At 59.7% G+C, this 17,606-nt stretch carries 14 protein-coding genes; 9 read left to right on the top strand and 5 right to left on the bottom strand.

From position 1 onward, the window contains the following. Positions 1-134: 134 nt before the first annotated feature. Positions 135-1,073, bottom strand: a complete 939-nt coding sequence (locus CFU_RS17965) for a LysR substrate-binding domain-containing protein (protein ID WP_014007431.1) — start codon at positions 1,071-1,073, stop codon at positions 135-137. A 421-nt stretch (positions 1,074-1,494) separates the two neighbouring features. Between CFU_RS17965 and CFU_RS17960 the strand changes: the two genes are divergently transcribed. After that, positions 1,495-2,748, top strand: a complete 1,254-nt coding sequence (locus tag CFU_RS17960) for a urate hydroxylase PuuD (RefSeq protein ID WP_014007430.1) — start codon at positions 1,495-1,497, stop codon at positions 2,746-2,748. A gap of 104 nt (positions 2,749-2,852) precedes the next feature. Further along, positions 2,853-4,481, top strand: a complete 1,629-nt coding sequence (locus CFU_RS17955) for an HAL/PAL/TAL family ammonia-lyase (protein WP_014007429.1) — start codon at positions 2,853-2,855, stop codon at positions 4,479-4,481. Positions 4,482-4,550: 69 nt separating this feature from the next. On the opposite strand, the gene CFU_RS17950 is transcribed toward CFU_RS17955, so the two are convergent. The 4 genes from CFU_RS17950 to puuE form a co-directional block, all read right to left on the bottom strand. Then, positions 4,551-4,733 carry a 4-oxalocrotonate tautomerase gene (locus tag CFU_RS17950; protein WP_014007428.1) on the bottom strand — a complete coding sequence of 61 codons (183 nt, stop codon included), beginning with the start codon at positions 4,731-4,733 and terminating at the stop codon, positions 4,551-4,553. A 24-nt stretch (positions 4,734-4,757) separates the two neighbouring features. Then, positions 4,758-5,504, bottom strand: a complete 747-nt coding sequence (locus CFU_RS17945) for a class II aldolase/adducin family protein (protein ID WP_041742329.1) — start codon at positions 5,502-5,504, stop codon at positions 4,758-4,760. A 96-nt stretch (positions 5,505-5,600) separates the two neighbouring features. Next, complete coding sequence (locus tag CFU_RS17940) at positions 5,601-6,701, bottom strand: porin (RefSeq protein WP_041742327.1); 1,101 nt, start codon at positions 6,699-6,701, stop codon at positions 5,601-5,603. A 127-nt stretch (positions 6,702-6,828) separates the two neighbouring features. Then, positions 6,829-7,788 carry an allantoinase PuuE gene (gene puuE, locus CFU_RS17935; protein WP_014007425.1) on the bottom strand — a complete coding sequence of 320 codons (960 nt, stop codon included), beginning with the start codon at positions 7,786-7,788 and terminating at the stop codon, positions 6,829-6,831. 146 nt (positions 7,789-7,934) lie between these two features. On the opposite strand from puuE, the gene uraH reads away from it, so the two are divergent. The 7 genes from uraH (at position 7,935) to rbfA (ending at position 17,528) form a co-directional block, all read left to right on the top strand. After that, entirely contained in the window at positions 7,935-8,300 is a 366-nt protein-coding gene (gene uraH, locus CFU_RS17930; protein ID WP_014007424.1) for a hydroxyisourate hydrolase, read from the top strand. A 432-nt stretch (positions 8,301-8,732) separates the two neighbouring features. Continuing rightward, positions 8,733-9,656: an SMC-Scp complex subunit ScpB gene (scpB, locus tag CFU_RS17925; RefSeq protein WP_014007423.1), complete on the top strand. Its 924-nt coding sequence runs from the start codon at positions 8,733-8,735 to the stop codon at positions 9,654-9,656. Beyond that, entirely contained in the window at positions 9,643-11,649 is a 2,007-nt protein-coding gene (gene rluB, locus CFU_RS17920; protein WP_014007422.1) for a 23S rRNA pseudouridine(2605) synthase RluB, read from the top strand. Before scpB ends, rluB begins: the two co-directional genes overlap by 14 nt. A gap of 403 nt (positions 11,650-12,052) precedes the next feature. Then, positions 12,053-12,538, top strand: coding sequence for a ribosome maturation factor RimP (gene rimP / locus CFU_RS17915; RefSeq protein WP_014007421.1), 486 nt, complete (start codon positions 12,053-12,055; stop codon positions 12,536-12,538). After that, complete coding sequence (gene nusA, locus CFU_RS17910; RefSeq protein WP_014007420.1) at positions 12,535-14,094, top strand: transcription termination factor NusA; 1,560 nt, start codon at positions 12,535-12,537, stop codon at positions 14,092-14,094. The genes rimP and nusA overlap by 4 nt, the downstream gene beginning before the upstream one ends. A 58-nt stretch (positions 14,095-14,152) precedes the next feature. Continuing rightward, positions 14,153-16,993 carry a translation initiation factor IF-2 gene (gene infB / locus CFU_RS17905; protein ID WP_014007419.1) on the top strand — a complete coding sequence of 947 codons (2,841 nt, stop codon included), beginning with the start codon at positions 14,153-14,155 and terminating at the stop codon, positions 16,991-16,993. A 145-nt stretch (positions 16,994-17,138) separates the two neighbouring features. Further along, positions 17,139-17,528, top strand: coding sequence for a 30S ribosome-binding factor RbfA (gene rbfA / locus CFU_RS17900; protein ID WP_014007418.1), 390 nt, complete (start codon positions 17,139-17,141; stop codon positions 17,526-17,528). The last annotated feature ends 78 nt before the right edge of the window (positions 17,529-17,606 follow it).

Raw genomic sequence — 17,606 nt, 5'->3', positions numbered from 1 at the left:
CGGACCGATGCGCAACAGCCTCACAAATCTCCTGCCGCATGGGCAGGGCTTGTGCTGTCCGATACTACTTTGCCCAGCCCCTCACGATATATATACTGGCTGATAGTTGATTTATGTATTTGGATATATGAGGTTTACTTGGCAAGCATTGCCTTGGCGGCAATGCCGATCTGCTCGCGCAGCCATTTGTGTTCGGTCGCCTGATGCACGCGCTCATGCCAGAGCTGGTAAAAACGCATGGGCGGGAACTTGATCGGCAGGGTGAAGCTTTTCAGCGCCAGCGTCTTTTCATAAAAAAGGGCGAACTGGCGGCCGGTGGTCAGCACCAGGTCGGTTTGCGCCACCATGTAGGGCAGCATGCCGAAATAGGCCGATTCGACCACCACGTTGCGGTTCAGGTTCTGGCTATCGAGGAAAGAATCGATGATGCCGTGATAGCCGGGCAGCACCTGCCATGGCGCCACGTGCGGCAGCGACAGGTAGTCTTCTACCGTCATCTGGTCCGGCGCGGTGCGCTTGGCGTAGGCGCTGTCGGCGCGCATCAGGCAGACGATGGGATCGTCGAACAGCTTGGACAGGTGCAGGTGCGGCGGCGGCTCGTCCCAGTTGGCGATGACCAGGTCGAGGTCGCCGTCGGACAGCAGGCGGACGTAGTCGGTTTCCGGCCCCAAGGCGTGGATCACGATGCGGCTCTTGGGCGATTCGCGGCGCAGGCGCGCCACCACTTCCAGGAAGAACGGCGTATTCATGTAATCTGGCGCGGCGATGTGGAAGGTGCGTGCTTCAGCCTGGGGCACGAAGGCGGTTTTTTGCACAAACAGCCGCTCGGTTTCTTCCAGGATGCGCTTGGCCGGCTTCAGCAGGCTTTCGCCGTGCTGGGTCGGCACCATGCCGCGCGCGCCACGCACCAGCAGGGGGTCGCCGGTCAGTTCGCGCAATTTGCGCAGCGAGGCCGAGATCGACGGTTGCGGCTGGTTCAGCTTGAGGGCGACGCGCGAGACGTTCTTTTCGCACAGCAGCAGATACAGGATACGTATCAGGTGGATATCCAGGTGGTCCGGCAGCTTGGCCATGTTGTCTCCTACTATTTTTAGGTATTATCAGAGTTCATTTTGTTATATGGATATGAGTATGTCAAATATATCTGAAAATCCATGTTTTGATGGCGCAATACGTTTATCTTGCGTGAATCTGGCACGCTTTTAATTTGAGAGCGCAGGCAGGGGAATAATGAAGGCTGGGCAGGCAGGTATCTTGCTTATCCGATCATGTTGGTCGTAGCGGAGCTGAGATAGGCGTTATAAAAGTTCGCGGCCGTGTTGGAGGTAAATATTTCGGTTTTTATTTGAAGCGAGAACAAGGCGCAAAGCCGCAGACAGTGCTGTAGCACGGCAAGGCGAAGCAACGCAGTTATCGGTTCAAATATAAAGCGAAATAACCTCTATCGTTTGCAGAGCCCGCGGTGGCAGACGAGTAATAATCGTTGGGGAAGACATGGATGCATTGTTAGTTTCGTACGGGGTCGAATGGCTCAACCTGCTGGTCCGCTGGCTGCACCTGATCACGGGCATCGCCTGGATCGGCGCGTCCTTCTATTTCGTCTGGCTGGACAATTCGATCCGGCCGCCGAAAGCCGGCTCCGACCTGGCCAAGAAAGGCGTGTCCGGAGAATTGTGGGCGGTCCATGGCGGTGGCTTCTACAATCCGCAAAAATACCTGGTGGCGCCGGCCGAGCTGCCGGAAGAGCTGCACTGGTTCAAATGGGAAGCCTACGCCACCTGGCTGTCGGGCTTCGCCATGCTGTTCATCGTCTATTACTTCAATGCGTCGGCGATGATGATCAACAAGGATGTGGCTGACCTCAGCACCTGGCAGGCGATCGGCGTCGGCCTCGGCACACTGGTGATCGGCTGGACCGTATACGATCTGCTGTGCCGCTCGCCGCTGGGCAAGCGCGAAGGCCTGCTCGGCATCGTCATGTACCTGTTCATCGTGGCCGCCGCCTATGTGCTGTCGCACTTGCTGAGCGGCCGCGCTGCCTATATCCATGTCGGCGCCATGATCGGCACCATGATGGTGGGTAACGTGCTGATGGTGATCATCCCGGGCCAGCGCAAGCTGGTGGAAGCGATGCGCGTCGGCAAATCGCCGGATCCCATCTACGGCAAGAAAGCCAAACAGCGCAGCGTGCACAACAACTACTTCACGCTGCCGGTGCTGTTCATCATGATCAGCAACCACTACGGCATGACCTACAGCCATCCGTACAACTGGCTGATCCTGGCTGCGATCATTGCCGCCGGCGCCCTGATCCGCCACTTCTTCAACCTGCGCCATGCCGGCCGCGTGTCGTTCGGTTATCCGATTGCCGGCGTGGCCTTGCTGCTGGCGGTAGCGATCGCCATTGCACCGCGTCCGGTGCCGCCGGTGGCGCCTGTGGCCAAGGCAGAGGCTGCCGTGGCCGGCGCTCCCGCAGCAGTTGCGGCGCCGAGCGCCGACATGGCGCATATCCAGGAAATCATCGGCCAGCGTTGCGCCACCTGCCATTCGGCGCAGCCGACCCAGCCGGGTTTTGCCACGGCGCCGGCCGGCGTGATGCTGCAGACTGCAGACCAGATCCGGCAGCATGCCGACAAGGTCTACCAGCAAGCCGTGCAACTGAAGGCGATGCCGCTGGCTAACCTGACTCACATCACCGACGAAGAGCGGGCCCTGATCGGCACCTGGTATACCTCCGGCGCCAAGTAAGCCGGGCGGTACCCCATTCTCATCCCGGAAGCCGGAAGCTGATTGAGCAATCATGCTCAAGCGGCTTCCGCGCTCGTCCTCCCATATTTAAATCTGGAGTTTTCATGTCCCAAACCATCACCATCGACGGCTTCAACCTGACTGCGCAGCAAGTGGTCGACGTCGCCCGCGCACCGCACCTGCCGGTGGCCCTGGCCGACACCTCGCGCGCCGCCCTGAAAGAAAGCCGCGACTACATCGAAGCGACCTGGATGCACGACGAAGCGCCGATGATGTACAGCTTCAACACCGGCGTCGGCCTGCTGAAAGACACCCGGATCAAGGTCGAACACATCGAACTGTTCCAGACCCAGTTGATCAAGGCCCACTGCGCCGGCATCGGCGAACCGTTCTCGGAAGAAGTTAGCCGCGCCACCATGCTGTTGCGCGCCAACGCCTTCGCCAGCAACTATTCGGCGCCGCGGGTGGAAGTGGTGGATCGCCTGCTCGCTTTCCTCAATGCCGGCATCCATCCGATCATGCCGCAGAAGGGTTCGGTCGGCGCTTCCGGCGATCTGGCGCCGTTGTCCTACCTGGCGGCAGCGATTGCCGGTTTCGATGAAGCCGAAGTGATGTACCAGGGCCAGCGCATGCGTGCGCCTGAGGCGATCACCAAGTCTGGCGTCGGTCCGGTCAAGTTTGACTTGAAGGCGAAGGACGCCTCGGCCCTGATCAATGGCTGCACCGCCTCGCTGGCGGTGGCGGTATTGGTGGCCCACGATGCGCGCAACCTGCTGAGCGATGCCTGTTTATCGCTGGGCCTGACGCTGGAAGCGATGCGCGCCGAAATGGCGGCGTTCGACCACCGTATCCAGCAAGCGCGTCCGCACGCCGGCCAGATCAAGACCGCCGCCATCATCCGCAAGCTGCTGTCGGGATCGACCCGCACCACGCATGAAGCGCGCGCCGTGCAGTTTCCGGAAGAACTGCGCCGCACCGATATTCCCTACACCGCCCGTATCCAGGATGTGTATTCGCTGCGCTGCTCGCCGCAAGTCTACGGCCCGGTGTTCGATGCCCTTGACTATATCGACAACATTGTCGACAAGGAAATCAACTCCGCCACCGACAACCCGCTGATCTTCGATAAGGAAGGCGGCGGCTTCGAGATCATCTCCGGCGGCAATTTCCACGGCCAGTACCTGGCGCAGGCGATGGACTTGCTGGCCATGGCGATCACCGACCTCGGCAGCATCTGCGAACGTCGTGTGGCGCGCCTGATCGATCCGACCTTGTCGTGGGGTTTGCCGCGCAACCTGATGAGCGGCGTACGCGGCGTCAATACCGGCTATCCGGTGGTGCAATGTTCGCTCAGTTCGCTGGTGATGGAAAACCGCACCCTGTGCATGCCGGGCAGCGTCGACAGCATCCCGGCCAAGGGCAACAGCGAAGACCACGTCTCGAACTCGACCTGGTGCGCACGCAAGGCGGCCACCGTAGTGGCGAACACGCAATACATCATCGGTGTCGAGATGCTGCTGGCGGCGCAGGCCTTGACCATGACGGAAGATTTGCTGCCTGGTTTCGTATTGGGCCAAGGCACGCAAGCGGCGTACCAGGAAATCCGCCGCCAGATCCCGGCTTGCCTGGAAGGCGACCGCTGGTTCCACAACGATATCGCGGTGGCGCAGTCGTTTGTGGTGAGCGGTTCGGTGCGTCATGCGGTGGTCGAGAAGATCGGCGAGTTTGCCTGACGTATGTATCTGACTGCCGCGGTAAAAGGAGCTTCGGCTCCTTTTTTCATGTAGCGATGTTTTACAAGCTCAGTCGGACCACAGCTTGCCGGCGGTGGCCCAGTTTTCGCGTTTGACCTCCTGGATGATGATGTCCACCGATTCCGGCCCGCAGTCCAGCGTCTGGCAGGTGACTTCGGTGATGGCTTTGACAAAAGCGCGTTTTTGCTCGGTGCTGCGGCCTTCGAAAAGTTGTACGTTAAAAGTCGGCATAAAAATCCTTTCTGTAAAAAATGGTCAGTGCTGGTAGCCGGGCGCCATGGCATCCAGCTGGCGCAGCAGGGCAGGCCATTCCAGCAGGCCTTCAGGGCTGCCGTCGCCGAGCAGCTGGTCGCGCGTCTTGCGGCAAATGTCCTGCGCCGGCATGTTCAAGCGGCGGCCGCCGGCATTGGCCTTGAGCTGGATTTCGCAAGCTTTGTCCAGCGTATCCATGAGGACGTAGGCTTCGGCCACGGTGCGGCCGCATACCAGGCTGCCGTGATTGCGCAGCAGCATGGCCGGCAGCTGGCCCAGCCGCTCGACCATGCGATCCTGTTCTGTCGGCGTCAGCGCCAGGCCCTCGTAGTCGTGATAGGCGATCTGTTCATAAAAGCGCAGCGCGTGCTGGGAAATCGGCAGCAAGCCGTCGGCCAGGGTGCTGACCGCGACCGCGTTGACATTGTGCAGATGCATGACGCACACGGCGTCCGGCCTGGCCGCATGGACTGCGCCGTGAATCGCGAAGCCGCTGACGTTGACCTGGTACGGCGAAGCGCCGACGACCTGTCCCCGGGCATCGATCTTGACCAGGTTCGATGCGCATACTTCATCGAAGCGATAGCCGAACGGATTGAGCAGGAAATGCCCCGGTTCGTCCGGCACCGAGGCCGAGATGTGGGTGTAGATCAGGTCGTCCCAGCGCTTCAGGGCGCACAGGCGATAGCAGGCAGCCAGGTCCTTGCGTACCTGCCACTCGGCGCTGCTGATGGCGGAATCTGCCGGCATAGGAATCCAAACGTTAAAATGCGCGCCGGTCGGCAAAGCGATCGGCGCGCATCGATGCAACTACTGTATCACTTTATTTATTGCATTGTCTGCCGATCAGAAGCGATGGCGGATGCCCAGGGCAACGCTGTTGCCGACGGTTTGCTCTGTGATCTTGTCGTACATGTAGATCGCATACAGGTCGGTGCGCTTCGACATGTTGTAGTCGTAGCCCAGCGATGCCGTATTGCGCTTGAGCGATTCGCCCACCGCGGCGCCGGAACGCTTGGTGTTGGCCCAGGAGGCCAGCACCGCGCCCTGGCCCAGCGGGATGCTGGTGCCGAGCTGCAGGGTCTTGTCTTTCAGGTCGATGTCATGCGAGGTCTGGTCGTAGGTCGCAAACAGCTTGGCCACGGTGAAGTCGTAAGTGGCGCCGAGGAACCATGCCGACTGGCGGGCGGCGACCATGCCGCTTGGCAATGGGATGTTGGTGGTCGGCTGCACATTGCCCGGCGACAGTTCCAGCGGATTGTTGACCTTGACGCGCTGGTAGTAGGCGGTCAGCGCCAGCGGGCCGTGGAAATACAAGACATTGGCGCCGATATTGTTCTTGCCGGTATTGCCTGCCTGTTCCCCGAACTGATAGTGGAAGTTGGCTTTCAGGCCGCCGAAATCTGGCGTCGTGTAGATGACTTCGTTGCTCCAGCCGGTATCGCCGGCGACCGAGTTGGTCCAGCCGGAGGCATTGAACCAAGGCACGTCCATGTGCAGGATCAGCGGCGACAGCTGGAACGAATCGCCGAACGGGTTGAACAGGATCGACGGCAGGAAATTCGGCGCCAGGTCGCGGCCCAGCGAGATGGCGCCGAAGCCGCCGATCAGGCCGACATTGGCGTCGCGCGAGAACAGCGTTTCATTGCCGTCGAAGCGGCCGGCTTGGCCGGTGTCGGCGCGGAAGAACGAGGTCAGGTTGAACTTCGCCTTGAGTCCGCCGCCGAGATCCTCGGTGCCCTTGAAGCCGATCCAGGAAGTGGTCAGGCCGCCGCTGTTGACGACGTTGGTGCGTCCTGAGTCGCCGCTGTATTTCATCGAGCCGACGTAGGTGTCGACCAGGCCGGTGACCTGCACCGAAGTTTGCGCCATCGCCGGCAGCGCGACCGCCGCGCCGAGAGCGGCAGCAACTTGCAGTGTTCGTAATCTGTTTTTAGCTGGGTACATCCCTGTCTCCTGGTTTTTATAAGATCGCAAATAAGTGGAAAATAAATCTCTGGTTTTATTCATTTGAAATAACACGCGTCCGTGTTCAAGCAAGGTCCGTGGAACCGCCACGACGGGTTAAAAAACGTTATGCCGAAAACGGATGGATCGCCCGCCAATGGTCGGCGATGTCGATGCGGCGAGTGATCCATACCTGGCCGTGGCTCTGCACATAATCGAGGAAACGCGCCAGCGCGGCGGCGCGGCCGGGCCGGCCGACCAGCCGGCAATGCAGGCCGATCGACAGCATCTTCGGCTGGTTCAGGCCGTGCGGATCGCCTTCGCGGTACAGCACGTCGAAAGCGTCTTTCAGGTAATCGAAGAACTGGGCGCCGGAATTGAAACCTTGCATGGCGGCGAAGCGCATGTCGTTGGTGTCCAGCGTGTATGGCACGATCAGCTGCGGCTTGACCAGGGTCTCGCCGGTGCCATTACTGACCTGGACCTGTTCCCAGAACGGCAGGTCGTCGCCGTAGTGGTCGGCGTCGTAGCTGAAGCCGCCGTGTTCCAGCACCAGTCGGCGCGTATTGGGTGAATCGCGGCCGGTGTACCAGCCGAGCGGGGCGCTGCCGGTCAATTGCCTGATGACGGCGACGGCTTCGGCAATATGGGCGCGTTCGGTCGCTTCGTCGATATTCTGGTAACTGATCCAGCGCAGGCCGTGGCAGGCGATTTCGTGGCCCAGTTCCTGGAAGGCGGCGGTCGCTTCCGGGTTGCGCTGTAGCGCCCGCGCAACACCGAACACGGTCAATGGCAGGCGGCGCTCTTCAAACATGCGCAGCAAACGCCAGACGCCGGCGCGCGAACCGTATTCGTATATGGATTCCATGCTCATGTGGCGCGCCGGGAAACTCTGGGCGCCGATGATCTCGGAGAGGAAGGTTTCCGAGCCGGCGTCGCCGTCGAGCACGCAGTTTTCGCTGCCTTCTTCATAGTTGAGGACGAACTGCAGGGCGATCCGGGCCCGGTTCGGCCATTGCGGGTGCGGCGGCGTGCGGCCGTAGCCGGTCATGTCGCGCGGATAATTGGGGTCGGTATTGATAGTCATTGCTTGGCCTGGAGTATTGATCTGGTGTTCTGGATTATGTGGGCTGCAGCCATGATTAATATATGCCGGATAGTATATTGACCTGAACCCTGCGGTATATCATTTGATCGATACTCGTTTTCAACTAATCGATATAGGGAAATGCCATGGGAAACGCTTTTGGAAAGTTAAGTACACATGTTTTGGATATCACCCAGGGCAAGCCGGGCGCCGGTGTCAAAATTGCACTATATGCAGTCACTCCTGCCGGCCGCAACCTGCTCAATAGCGCCGTCACCAACCAGGACGGCCGGGTCGACGCGCCTTTGCTGCAGGGCGAGGAAATGCAGGCCGGCCAATATGAACTGGTGTTCTCGGCCGGCGACTATTTCGCCGCGCAAGGCATCGACCTGCCAAGCCCGCGTTTTGTCGACCGCGTCACGCTCGCTTTCGGGATTGCCCATGCCGATCAGAATTATCATGTCCCCCTGGTAGTGTCGCCCTGGTCTTACTCAACTTATCGTGGAAGTTAATTAAGCAACTTTCTTGCCAGCAGGCGACCTTGGTGGGCATTGGTGAACATTGGTGGCCCGGCAGGCTGCCGGCGCCGACGATAGCGGATCGGCCGATTCCCCGTTTGCCGGCTATCGTCAAATAACCACATCCGCAAGATCAGTGCGCCTTCCCATCTGCTTTGTGCTAAACTGTCTCTCAACATTTTTGATTGGCAGCAGGATCGGCTCCGGTAGCGTAGTTACAGCGTCGGCGCCGGTCAGATCAAAATTGAAAGAACGAGCGGCGCAGTTACCCGTCTTATTCCAGTCTTATCGTCCCCGCCCTCATTAATCCTCCTCTAACGGGCGCTGGACAGCAGTATCAACAGCTTTCTCTTTGACCAGGCCCGGCCTGCCGTTGAACATGAGCTCTGCGAATTTTTAATAAAATTTAAATAAACTACGTCGTACATGAATATTATTGAGGCCAAGAAAGTCCTCGAAACTGCATTGCTCTGCGCTCACGAGCCGCTGTCGCTTAACGACTTGAAAAAGTTGTACATGGCCGGCGGCGAAGAAGACGGCGAAATCAATGCAGATACGATCAGATCGATGCTGGAAGAATTGCGTGAAGACTGGGTCGACAAAGGCATCGAGGTAGTTGCCCTGTCGACCGGATGGCGCTTCCAGAGCCGGCCCGAGATGAAGATCTACCTGGAGCGGCTGAATCCGGAAAAACCGCCGAAATATTCGCGGGCGACCATGGAAACCCTGGCGATCATCGCTTACCGCCAGCCGGTCACTCGCGGCGATATCGAGGAAATCCGGGGCGTGACAGTCAATTCGCAGACCGTAAAAATGCTTGAAGAGCGCGGCTGGATCGAGGCCATCGGCCATCGCGACGTGCCTGGACGCCCGGCATTGTTTGCCACCACCAAGCAGTTCCTGGACGATCTCGGCCTGACCTCGCTGGACCAGCTGCCGCCGCTGCAGCAAGTTGCCAGGAATGACATGCAGGAAGGCAACCTGCTTGAATTGCAGGCGCTGGAAGCGAGTATCGAAGCCAGCGCGGTGCTCGACGCTGCCGCGGCGCTGGAAGCGGAAGATGCCGCCGCCGACGAGCTTCAATCCGAGCAGATGACCGAACAAATGAGCCAGGATGAGCAAGACCATATTGCAACCGATGAGTTGCCGACAGCAGAACCAGCTACAGAAGATAGTGTCGTAGATGCAGTCATGACGGAAAATGCAGCGCCAGAGGATGAGGAAGTTGCTCATTCGCAAATAGAATCGCTTGCATCGAATGAAACCCACACCAACGACCACGCGTCCGAATCGGATGATGAAGCCACGCCAGGTCGGCATAACCAACACCTGAATAATGAACCCACCTAGTTCCAATGATGCACCGGTCGTCGACCTGACTGCCACCACTGACCCGAAGCCAGCTAAAAAGCCTAGAGCGCGCAAGGTTGCGGCTGATGCGCCGATTGCGGCGGACGCCGCTGTTCCGGCAGCGGCTGCGGCAGAGCCGGCCAAGCCGGCCCGCGCGCCGCGCAAGAAAGCTGTTGCGGCAGCCGAGTCCGGCGCGGCTGAAACAGCTGTCGCCGCCGAAACAGCTACGCCGGCCAAGCCCAAGGCTGCGCCGCGCAAGAAGGTCCAGGTCGTGGTTGAACCGAGTACTGCGGTTGAATTTGTGGTGGAGGCGGCGCCGGCGGTTGTTGTTCCGGTTGTTGCAAATCAGGAAATATCGGAGGCGCCAGCCAGGGAACGGCCTGCCAAGCGCGGCGTGCGCGGTCCGCGCGCCCTGCGCAGCAATCGCGCCGCCCAGCGTGCGCAAGAATCGGCGGCAGCGGCCAGTTCCGCTGCTGAAGCGGGCAACGCCGCCGTGACGGAAGGCCAGCCAAGTGTTGCGCAAGTCCAAGCGCCGGCCGGCGATCCGGCGGCAGGCGAACCGCGCCAGCAGCGCGGCGACCGCAATAACGGCGCTGGCCGCAACGGCGAACGCAATTCGCGCGAGCGTCAGCCAAAGGGCAAGAAGCCGCTGGCGCAGAACGGCAAGCCAGGGCAGGGGCCGCGTGGCGGCAAGCCAAGCCGTGGCGGCGACGCCGACGAAGCATTCTCGTTTGTTACCTCAGAATCGTTCGATACCCTGGTCACGGCAGAAGATGCCGCCGGCCGTCAGGCGCAGAAAAGCGTGCGGCGCGACCTCACCGCCGAAGACGATGCACCAAAATTGCACAAGGTCCTGGCGGATGTCGGCCTCGGTTCGCGCCGCGACATGGAAGAGCTGATCATCGCCGGCCGGGTTTCGGTCAATGGCGAACCGGCCCATATCGGCCAGCGTATCTTGCCAACCGATCAAGTCCGCATCAACGGCAAGCTGCTGCAGCGTAAAGTCAGCAAGCGTCCGCCGCGAGTGCTGGTGTACCACAAGCCGGCCGGCGAAATCGTCAGCCACAACGACCCGGACGGACGGCCATCGGTATTCGACCGTTTGCCGAACATGAAGGCGGCCAAATGGCTGGCCGTCGGACGGCTGGACTTCAACACCGAAGGTTTGCTGCTGTTTACCACCTCCGGCGACCTGGCTAACCGCCTGATGCACCCGCGCTACGGCATCGACCGCGAATACGCGGTGCGTACCTTAGGCGAACTGGAGCAGGGCATGCGCCAGAAACTGCTGGCCGGCGTCGAGCTGGAAGACGGCGTGGCGCAATTCACGAAAATTGCCGATGGCGGCGGTGAAGGCATCAATAAATGGTATCGCGTGGTGATCGGCGAAGGCCGCAACCGCGAAGTGCGCCGCATGTTCGAGGCCATCGGCCTGACCGTGTCGCGCCTGATCCGTACCCGTTACGGCGCCATGACGCTGCCGCGCGGCCTCAAGCGCGGCCGCTGGGAAGAACTGGATGAAAACGCAGTACGCGACATGCTGGCTGCGCACGGCCTGGACAAGCCGGCTGCCGGCCAAGGCGCCGGCGGCGGCAAAGGCCGTCCCGATTTCAACAAGGATCGCCAGCCTAACGGCAATCGCGCGGATAGTGCCCCGCAAGGCCCGGGCGGCGGTGGTTACCGTGGCGGCGACCAGGGTTTTGGCGGCCAGCCGCGCGGCAACTTTGGCGGTCAGCCGCGAGGCAATCAAGGCCGCGGCCCGGGTGGCGGCCAGGGCCGTCCGCAAGGTGGCAGCGGCGGTCAGCCGCCGCGCAGCCGGCAGCCGGATCCGTTGCAGACCGCGTTGGGCTTCCCTGATGCAGGACAGCAACGACGCAATGGCGGCGGTAACGGTTTTGCGCGTCCGGCACGCCCCAACAAAGCGGCTGGCGGACAAACCGGCGGCGGGCATTACGGCGCGCAAGGCGGGCCGCGCCGCCGTCCCCGCGGCTGATTGGTGTTTTCGTCCTGGCGGCATTTGCCGCTTTTGGATGGCTGAAAGAAGTGGCGGGGAGTGTTGCAATAATGATCAATTTACCGTCTGTTGACGGCAGATTGTCAATAAATGCAAATTTCCTGCACTCGCTTACGTTGCGGTCCATAGCCTAATCGTTTATAATTTACAAGTTAACAGAAGTCATTAACGAGAAAAGAAAATCGGGGAATTAAATCTCTCGGATGCTCGAAGAGCCGATTCGCAGCCGATCTCGTGAAACTGCTCGAAATGACAAACGATAAGAAGATGGGCAGATGCCCATTTTTTTTTTGCTTTTCGTTTTAGCTGCTTTTAGTTTGTAGGTGTGCAGACATCAGGCCTGTAGTTGTCGGGCCTGCAGTTATATTTATAGGGAGTTGCTTTGCAGTTGCTGGAGCTAATTGAAACAACCGTGGTAGGCATGGGCTACGAGCTGGTCGAATTCGAAAAGGCGGCGCGTGGCGTGTTGCGCGTATACATCGACTTCACGCCTGAAAATGCCGAGCAAGGCCAGATCACGGTAGAAGATTGCGAAAAAGTGACGCATCAACTGCTGCATGTGCTGACGGTCGAAAACGTCGTGTACGAACGTCTGGAAGTATCCTCGCCGGGCCTGGACCGGCCGCTGAAGAAACTGGCGGACTATGTGCGTTTTGCCGGCAAGGAAGCCATCGTGAAATTGCGTGTGCCGATGCCAGGCGCCGCGCATCGCAAATCATTCCAGGGTGTCCTGGGTGAACCGGATGGCGAGAACTTGAAAATCGAATTTGAAACAAAAGATGGGTCGGCGCTGCTGGATTTCACGCTCGCTGACGTAGACAAGGCACACTTGGTGCCGCAAGTGGATTTTAGGAGTCGCAAAGCATGAGTCGCGAAATTTTATTGTTGGTCGATGCGCTCGCGCATGAAAAAAACGTCGATCGGGATGTCGTGTTCGGTGCGCTCGAACACGCGCTTGGACAGGCAACCAAAAAACGCTACGAGGGCGACGTCGATATCCGCGTCACGATCGATCGTGAAACCGGCGAATTCGAATCCTTCCGCCGCTGGCACGTAGTGCCGGACGAAGCCGGCCTGCAACTGCCGGACCAGGAAATCCTCTTGTTCGAAGCCAAGGAACAGATTGAAGACGTCGAAGTCGACGACCACATCGAAGAGCCGATCGAATCGGTCGATTTCGGCCGCCGTTTTGCGCAAGACACCAAACAAGTCGTGCTGCAGCGGATCCGCGATGCTGAACGCGAACAGATCCTGGCTGATTTCCTGGAACGCGGCGATTCGCTGGTCACAGGCACCATCAAGCGGATGGAACGCGGCGACGCCATCGTCGAGTCGGGCAAGATCGAAGCGCGCTTGCCGCGCGACCAGACGATTCCTAAGGAAAACCTGCGTATCGGCGACCGTGTCCGCGCCTTCATCCTGCGTATCGACCGCAATGCACGCGGCCCGCAAGTGATACTGTCGCGTACCGCGCCGGAATTCATCATGAAGCTGTTCGAGCTGGAAGTGCCGGAAATCGAACAAGGTTCGCTGGAAATCAAGTCGGCGGCGCGTGACCCTGGCGTGCGCGCCAAGATCGCTGTATTCACCGCCGACAAGCGCATCGATCCTATCGGCACCTGCGTCGGCATGCGCGGTTCGCGCGTGCAGGCCGTGACCGGCGAGCTGGGCGGCGAACGCGTCGACATCGTGCTGTGGTCGGAAGACCCGGCGCAATTCGTCATCGGCGCGCTGGCTCCTGCCAACGTTTCTTCGATCGTGGTTGACGAAGAGAAGCACGCCATGGATGTCGTGGTCGACGAAGAAAACCTGGCGATCGCCATCGGCCGCGGCGGCCAGAACGTGCGCCTGGCGGCAGAACTGACCGGCTGGCAGATCAACATCATGACAGCGGAAGAGTCGGCCGACAAATCGGCGGTGGAAACCGCCGCGATCCGCGCCCTGTTCATGGAAAAACTGGACGTCGACCAGGAAGTCGCCGACATCCTGGTGGAAGAAGGTTTTGCCAGCCTGGAAGAAATCGCTTACGTGCCGATTACCGAAATGCTGGAAATCGATTCGTTTGACGAAGACACCGTCAACGAATTGCGTAACCGGGCTCGCGATGCGCTGGTGACAGAAGCGATTGCCTCGGAAGAAGGACTGGAAGGCATGGAAGATGCCCTGGTCAACTTCGAAGGCATGGACCGGGTTACCGCCGGCAAGCTGGGACTGGCTGGAGTCAAGACATTGGCTGCCTTCGCCGCCCTGGCGTATGACGAGTTTGGCGCGATCCTGGCTTTATCGGCCGACCGTGCGCGTCATTTGATTGAACAAGAGTTTAAAGATGTGACCGACGATGAGATGAAACTCATCGATGCCAAGTACGATGATCATGCCAAGGCCCTGCAGGCCAAGGCATGGAATACAGCGGAAGCCAAGTGATCGAGTGATCCGAGAGGTTCCGTATCGTCTGCCGCGCCACATAGAAAAAGAGGACTGAATGGCGAGTAACAATGTAGCCCAATTTGCCACCGAGCTGAAAATGCCAGCGGATCTCCTGCTGACACAACTGCAATCGGCTGGCGTCCAGAAAAATTCGACTGACGACGCCTTGTCGAAAGAAGACAAGGATCGCCTGCTGGAACACCTGCGCCGTTCGCACGGTGCGGTGCCAGACAGCGAAAAGAAGAAGATCACGCTGACCCGCAAGGAAACCACCGAGATCAAGCAGGCTGACGCCACCGGCAAGTCGCGCACGATCCAGGTTGAAGTGCGCAAGAAGCGTACTTTCGTCAAGCGTGACGAGCCGGTTGCCGAAGCTGCGGCCGCACCGGTTGCGCCTGCCGCGCCGGTCATCGATGAAGCTGAACAGGCGCGCCGCATCGAAGAAACGCGCCGCCAGGCCGAATTGATCGCTCGCCAGGAAGCCGAACTGCTGGAAAAACAGGAACGCCTGGCCAAGCTGGAAGCGGAAAAGGAAGCGCAAGCCAAGGCTGCGCTGAAAGCGGAAAACGAGGCCAAGAAAGCGGAAAGCGAAGCTAAAAAAGCGGCTGCCGAAGCTCCCGCCCCGGTAGCTGCCGATGCGGTCAAGAAGCAGGAAGACCCTGCGGCTGAAGAAAAGAAACGCCTGGCGAACGAAGAAGCCAAGCAAAAGGTCGCGCTGGCCGCCAAGGAAGCTGCCGAGAAATCGGCCGCGACTGAACGCGCCCGCAAGGCCGTGCAAGATGAAGTGGCGCAGATCAAGGCCATGATGAATGCGCCGCGCCGCGTCATCAAGGCGCCTGAGCCGGTTGCGCCTGCCGCAGCCCCGGCCAAGACTGCCGAAGGCACGTTGCACAAGCCTGCCGACAAGAAGCCTGGCGAGAAGAAAGACGACAAGAAAGTCGTGGTCGACAAGAAGTCGATCAAGTCCGCCAACGTTTCTTCCACCTGGCAAGACGATGCGGCCAAGAAGCGCGGCCTCGGCATCAAGACCCGCGGCAATACCGGCGGCGGTCGCGATGGCTGGCGTGGCGGTCCGAAGGGCCGTCGCAATGCGCACAACGACGATCATGAAAGCAATTTCCAGGTGCCGACGGAAGCGGTCATCAAGGACATCTATGTCCCTGAAACCATTACTGTCGCCGAACTGGCGCACAAGATGTCGGTCAAGGCTTCGGAAGTCATCAAGCATTTGATGAAACTGGGCCAGATGGTCACCATCAACCAGGTGCTGGACCAGGAAACTTCGATGATTCTGGTCGAAGAAATGGGCCACACCGCGCACGCTGCGAAACTGGACGATCCGGAAGCACTGCTGGTCGACGGCGAAGAACATGCCGACGCCGAACTGCTGCCGCGCGCACCGGTGGTCACTGTCATGGGTCACGTCGACCACGGCAAGACCTCGCTGCTCGATTACATCCGCCGCGCCAAGGTTGCATCCGGCGAAGCCGGCGGCATTACCCAGCACATCGGTGCATATCACGTGGAAACACCGCGCGGCATGATCACCTTCCTCGACACCCCGGGCCATGAAGCGTTTACCGCCATGCGTGCCCGCGGCGCCAAGGCGACCGATATCGTGATCCTGGTGGTCGCTGCCGACGACGGCGTGATGCCGCAAACCAAGGAAGCGATCGCCCATGCGAAAGCCGCCGGCGTACCGCTGGTGGTGGCGATCAACAAGATCGACAAGCCGGGCGGCAACCTGGACCGCGTCAAGCAGGAACTGATCGCGGAACAAGTGGTGCCGGAAGAATACGGCGGCGAATCGCCGTTCGTGCCGGTATCGGCCAAGACTGGCGAAGGCATCGACAACTTGCTGGAACAGGTACTGCTGCAAGCTGAAGTGCTGGAGCTGAAGGCAGCGGTTGCCGCACCGGCCCGCGGCCTGGTGGTGGAAGCCCGTCTCGACAAGGGCCGTGGCCCGGTTGCAACGATCCTGGTGCAGTCAGGCACCTTGAAGCGCGGCGACGTCGTGCTGGCGGGTTCGGCTTACGGCCGCGTCCGTGCGATGCTGGACGAAAACGGCAAGGCGATTTCCGAAGCCGGCCCATCGATCCCGGTCGAAATCCAGGGCTTGACGGAAGTGCCGGTTGCCGGCGAAGAAGTCATGGTCATGGCAGACGAGCGCAAGGCGCGCGAAATCGGTCAGTTCCGCCAAGGTAAATACCGCGACGTGAAGCTGGCCAAGCAGCAAGCCGCGAAGCTGGAAAACATGTTCGACCAGATGGCCGAAGGCGAAGTCAAGAACCTGCCGATGATCATCAAGACCGACGTGCAAGGTTCGCAAGAAGCCTTGGTCCAGTCCTTGCAGAAGCTGTCGACCAGCGAAGTCCGGGTACAAGTGGTGCACGCCGGCGTCGGCGGCATCAGCGAGTCGGACGTCAACCTGGCGGTCGCCTCCAAGGCCGTGATCATCGGCTTCAACGCCCGCGCCGATGCGTCGGCACGCAAGCTGGCGGAAGCCAACGGTGTCGACATCCGTTACTACAACATCATTTACGATGCTGTGGATGAGATCAAGGCAGCGATGTCCGGCATGTTGTCGCCAGAGAAGCGCGAACAGAACCTCGGCCTGGTCGAGATTCGCCAGGTGCTGCTGGTCAGCAAAGTCGGCGCGATCGCCGGTTGCTACGTGCTCGAAGGCCTGGTCAAACGTGGCGCTTCGGTCCGCCTGCTGCGCGACAACGTGGTCTTGTGGACAGGCGAGCTGGATTCGCTGAAACGCTTCAAGGATGACGTCAAGGAAGTCCGTTCCGGCTTCGAATGCGGCCTGACCCTGAAGAACTTCAACGATATCAAAGAAGGCGATCACCTCGAAATCTTTGAAGTCGAAGAAATCGCGCGGACTCTGTAATAACGCAAGCACACGCACGGCAGGAATGTGCGTAGGCAGGAAAATCGGGCCTAACAGCCCGATTTTCATTTTGTAGTAACCTGTGTAACGTTGGTTGGCAGTTCATTTGTGAAAGACAAAGCGTGTAGAAGCGCTGAATAAAAGCATGGCTAAACATAGTAAATCCATCCCTGGCCGCGGTTTGCGGGTTGCAGACCAGATCCAGAAGGACTTGTCCGAGATCATCGTTTTCGAGCTGAAAGACCCGCGGGTCGGCATGATCACGATTACCGAAGTACAGGTGACGCCGGATTACGCCCATGCCAAGGTGTTTTTCACAATGCTGAACGACGATCTGGAAGCGATTGCGAATACCGTCAAGGGCCTGACCCAGGCTGCCGGTTTCCTGCGCAACCAGCTAGGCCGCCGCCTGTCTATCCATACCTTGCCGGCCTTGCATTTCATCCATGACAATTCGACCGCCCGCGGCGTCGAGATGTCGCGCCTGATCGACCTGGCGAATGCGACCCGTTCCAAGGACGACGGCCAAGACTAAACGATTGTTTAGTTGATAAATTGACTAACGGTCACCGTTAAAATTCGATGCGGCCTGGCACAGCAAGCCGTTTCCGCT

It is taken from the genome of Collimonas fungivorans Ter331 (assembly GCF_000221045.1).
Lineage (GTDB): Bacteria > Pseudomonadota > Gammaproteobacteria > Burkholderiales > Burkholderiaceae_D > Collimonas > Collimonas fungivorans_A.
The sequence above is the reverse complement of the archived record's forward strand: the minus strand, read 5'-3'. Positions and strand labels throughout refer to the sequence as shown.

What these genes read in the sequence shown, in the direction of transcription:
- CFU_RS17965 (WP_014007431.1), bottom strand. Translation starts at nt 1,073, where the DNA reads ATGGCCAAGCTGCCGGACCACCTGGATATCCACCTGATACGTATCCTG.
- CFU_RS17960 (WP_014007430.1), top strand. Translation starts at nt 1,495, where the DNA reads ATGGATGCATTGTTAGTTTCGTACGGGGTCGAATGGCTCAACCTGCTG.
- CFU_RS17955 (WP_014007429.1), top strand. Translation starts at nt 2,853, where the DNA reads ATGTCCCAAACCATCACCATCGACGGCTTCAACCTGACTGCGCAGCAA.
- CFU_RS17950 (WP_014007428.1), bottom strand. Translation starts at nt 4,733, where the DNA reads ATGCCGACTTTTAACGTACAACTTTTCGAAGGCCGCAGCACCGAGCAA.
- CFU_RS17945 (WP_041742329.1), bottom strand. Translation starts at nt 5,504, where the DNA reads ATGCCGGCAGATTCCGCCATCAGCAGCGCCGAGTGGCAGGTACGCAAG.
- CFU_RS17940 (WP_041742327.1), bottom strand. Translation starts at nt 6,701, where the DNA reads ATGTACCCAGCTAAAAACAGATTACGAACACTGCAAGTTGCTGCCGCT.
- puuE (WP_014007425.1), bottom strand. Translation starts at nt 7,788, where the DNA reads ATGACTATCAATACCGACCCCAATTATCCGCGCGACATGACCGGCTAC.
- uraH (WP_014007424.1), top strand. Translation starts at nt 7,935, where the DNA reads ATGGGAAACGCTTTTGGAAAGTTAAGTACACATGTTTTGGATATCACC.
- scpB (WP_014007423.1), top strand. Translation starts at nt 8,733, where the DNA reads ATGAATATTATTGAGGCCAAGAAAGTCCTCGAAACTGCATTGCTCTGC.
- rluB (WP_014007422.1), top strand. Translation starts at nt 9,643, where the DNA reads ATGAACCCACCTAGTTCCAATGATGCACCGGTCGTCGACCTGACTGCC.
- nusA (WP_014007420.1), top strand. Translation starts at nt 12,535, where the DNA reads ATGAGTCGCGAAATTTTATTGTTGGTCGATGCGCTCGCGCATGAAAAA.
- infB (WP_014007419.1), top strand. Translation starts at nt 14,153, where the DNA reads ATGGCGAGTAACAATGTAGCCCAATTTGCCACCGAGCTGAAAATGCCA.
- rbfA (WP_014007418.1), top strand. Translation starts at nt 17,139, where the DNA reads ATGGCTAAACATAGTAAATCCATCCCTGGCCGCGGTTTGCGGGTTGCA.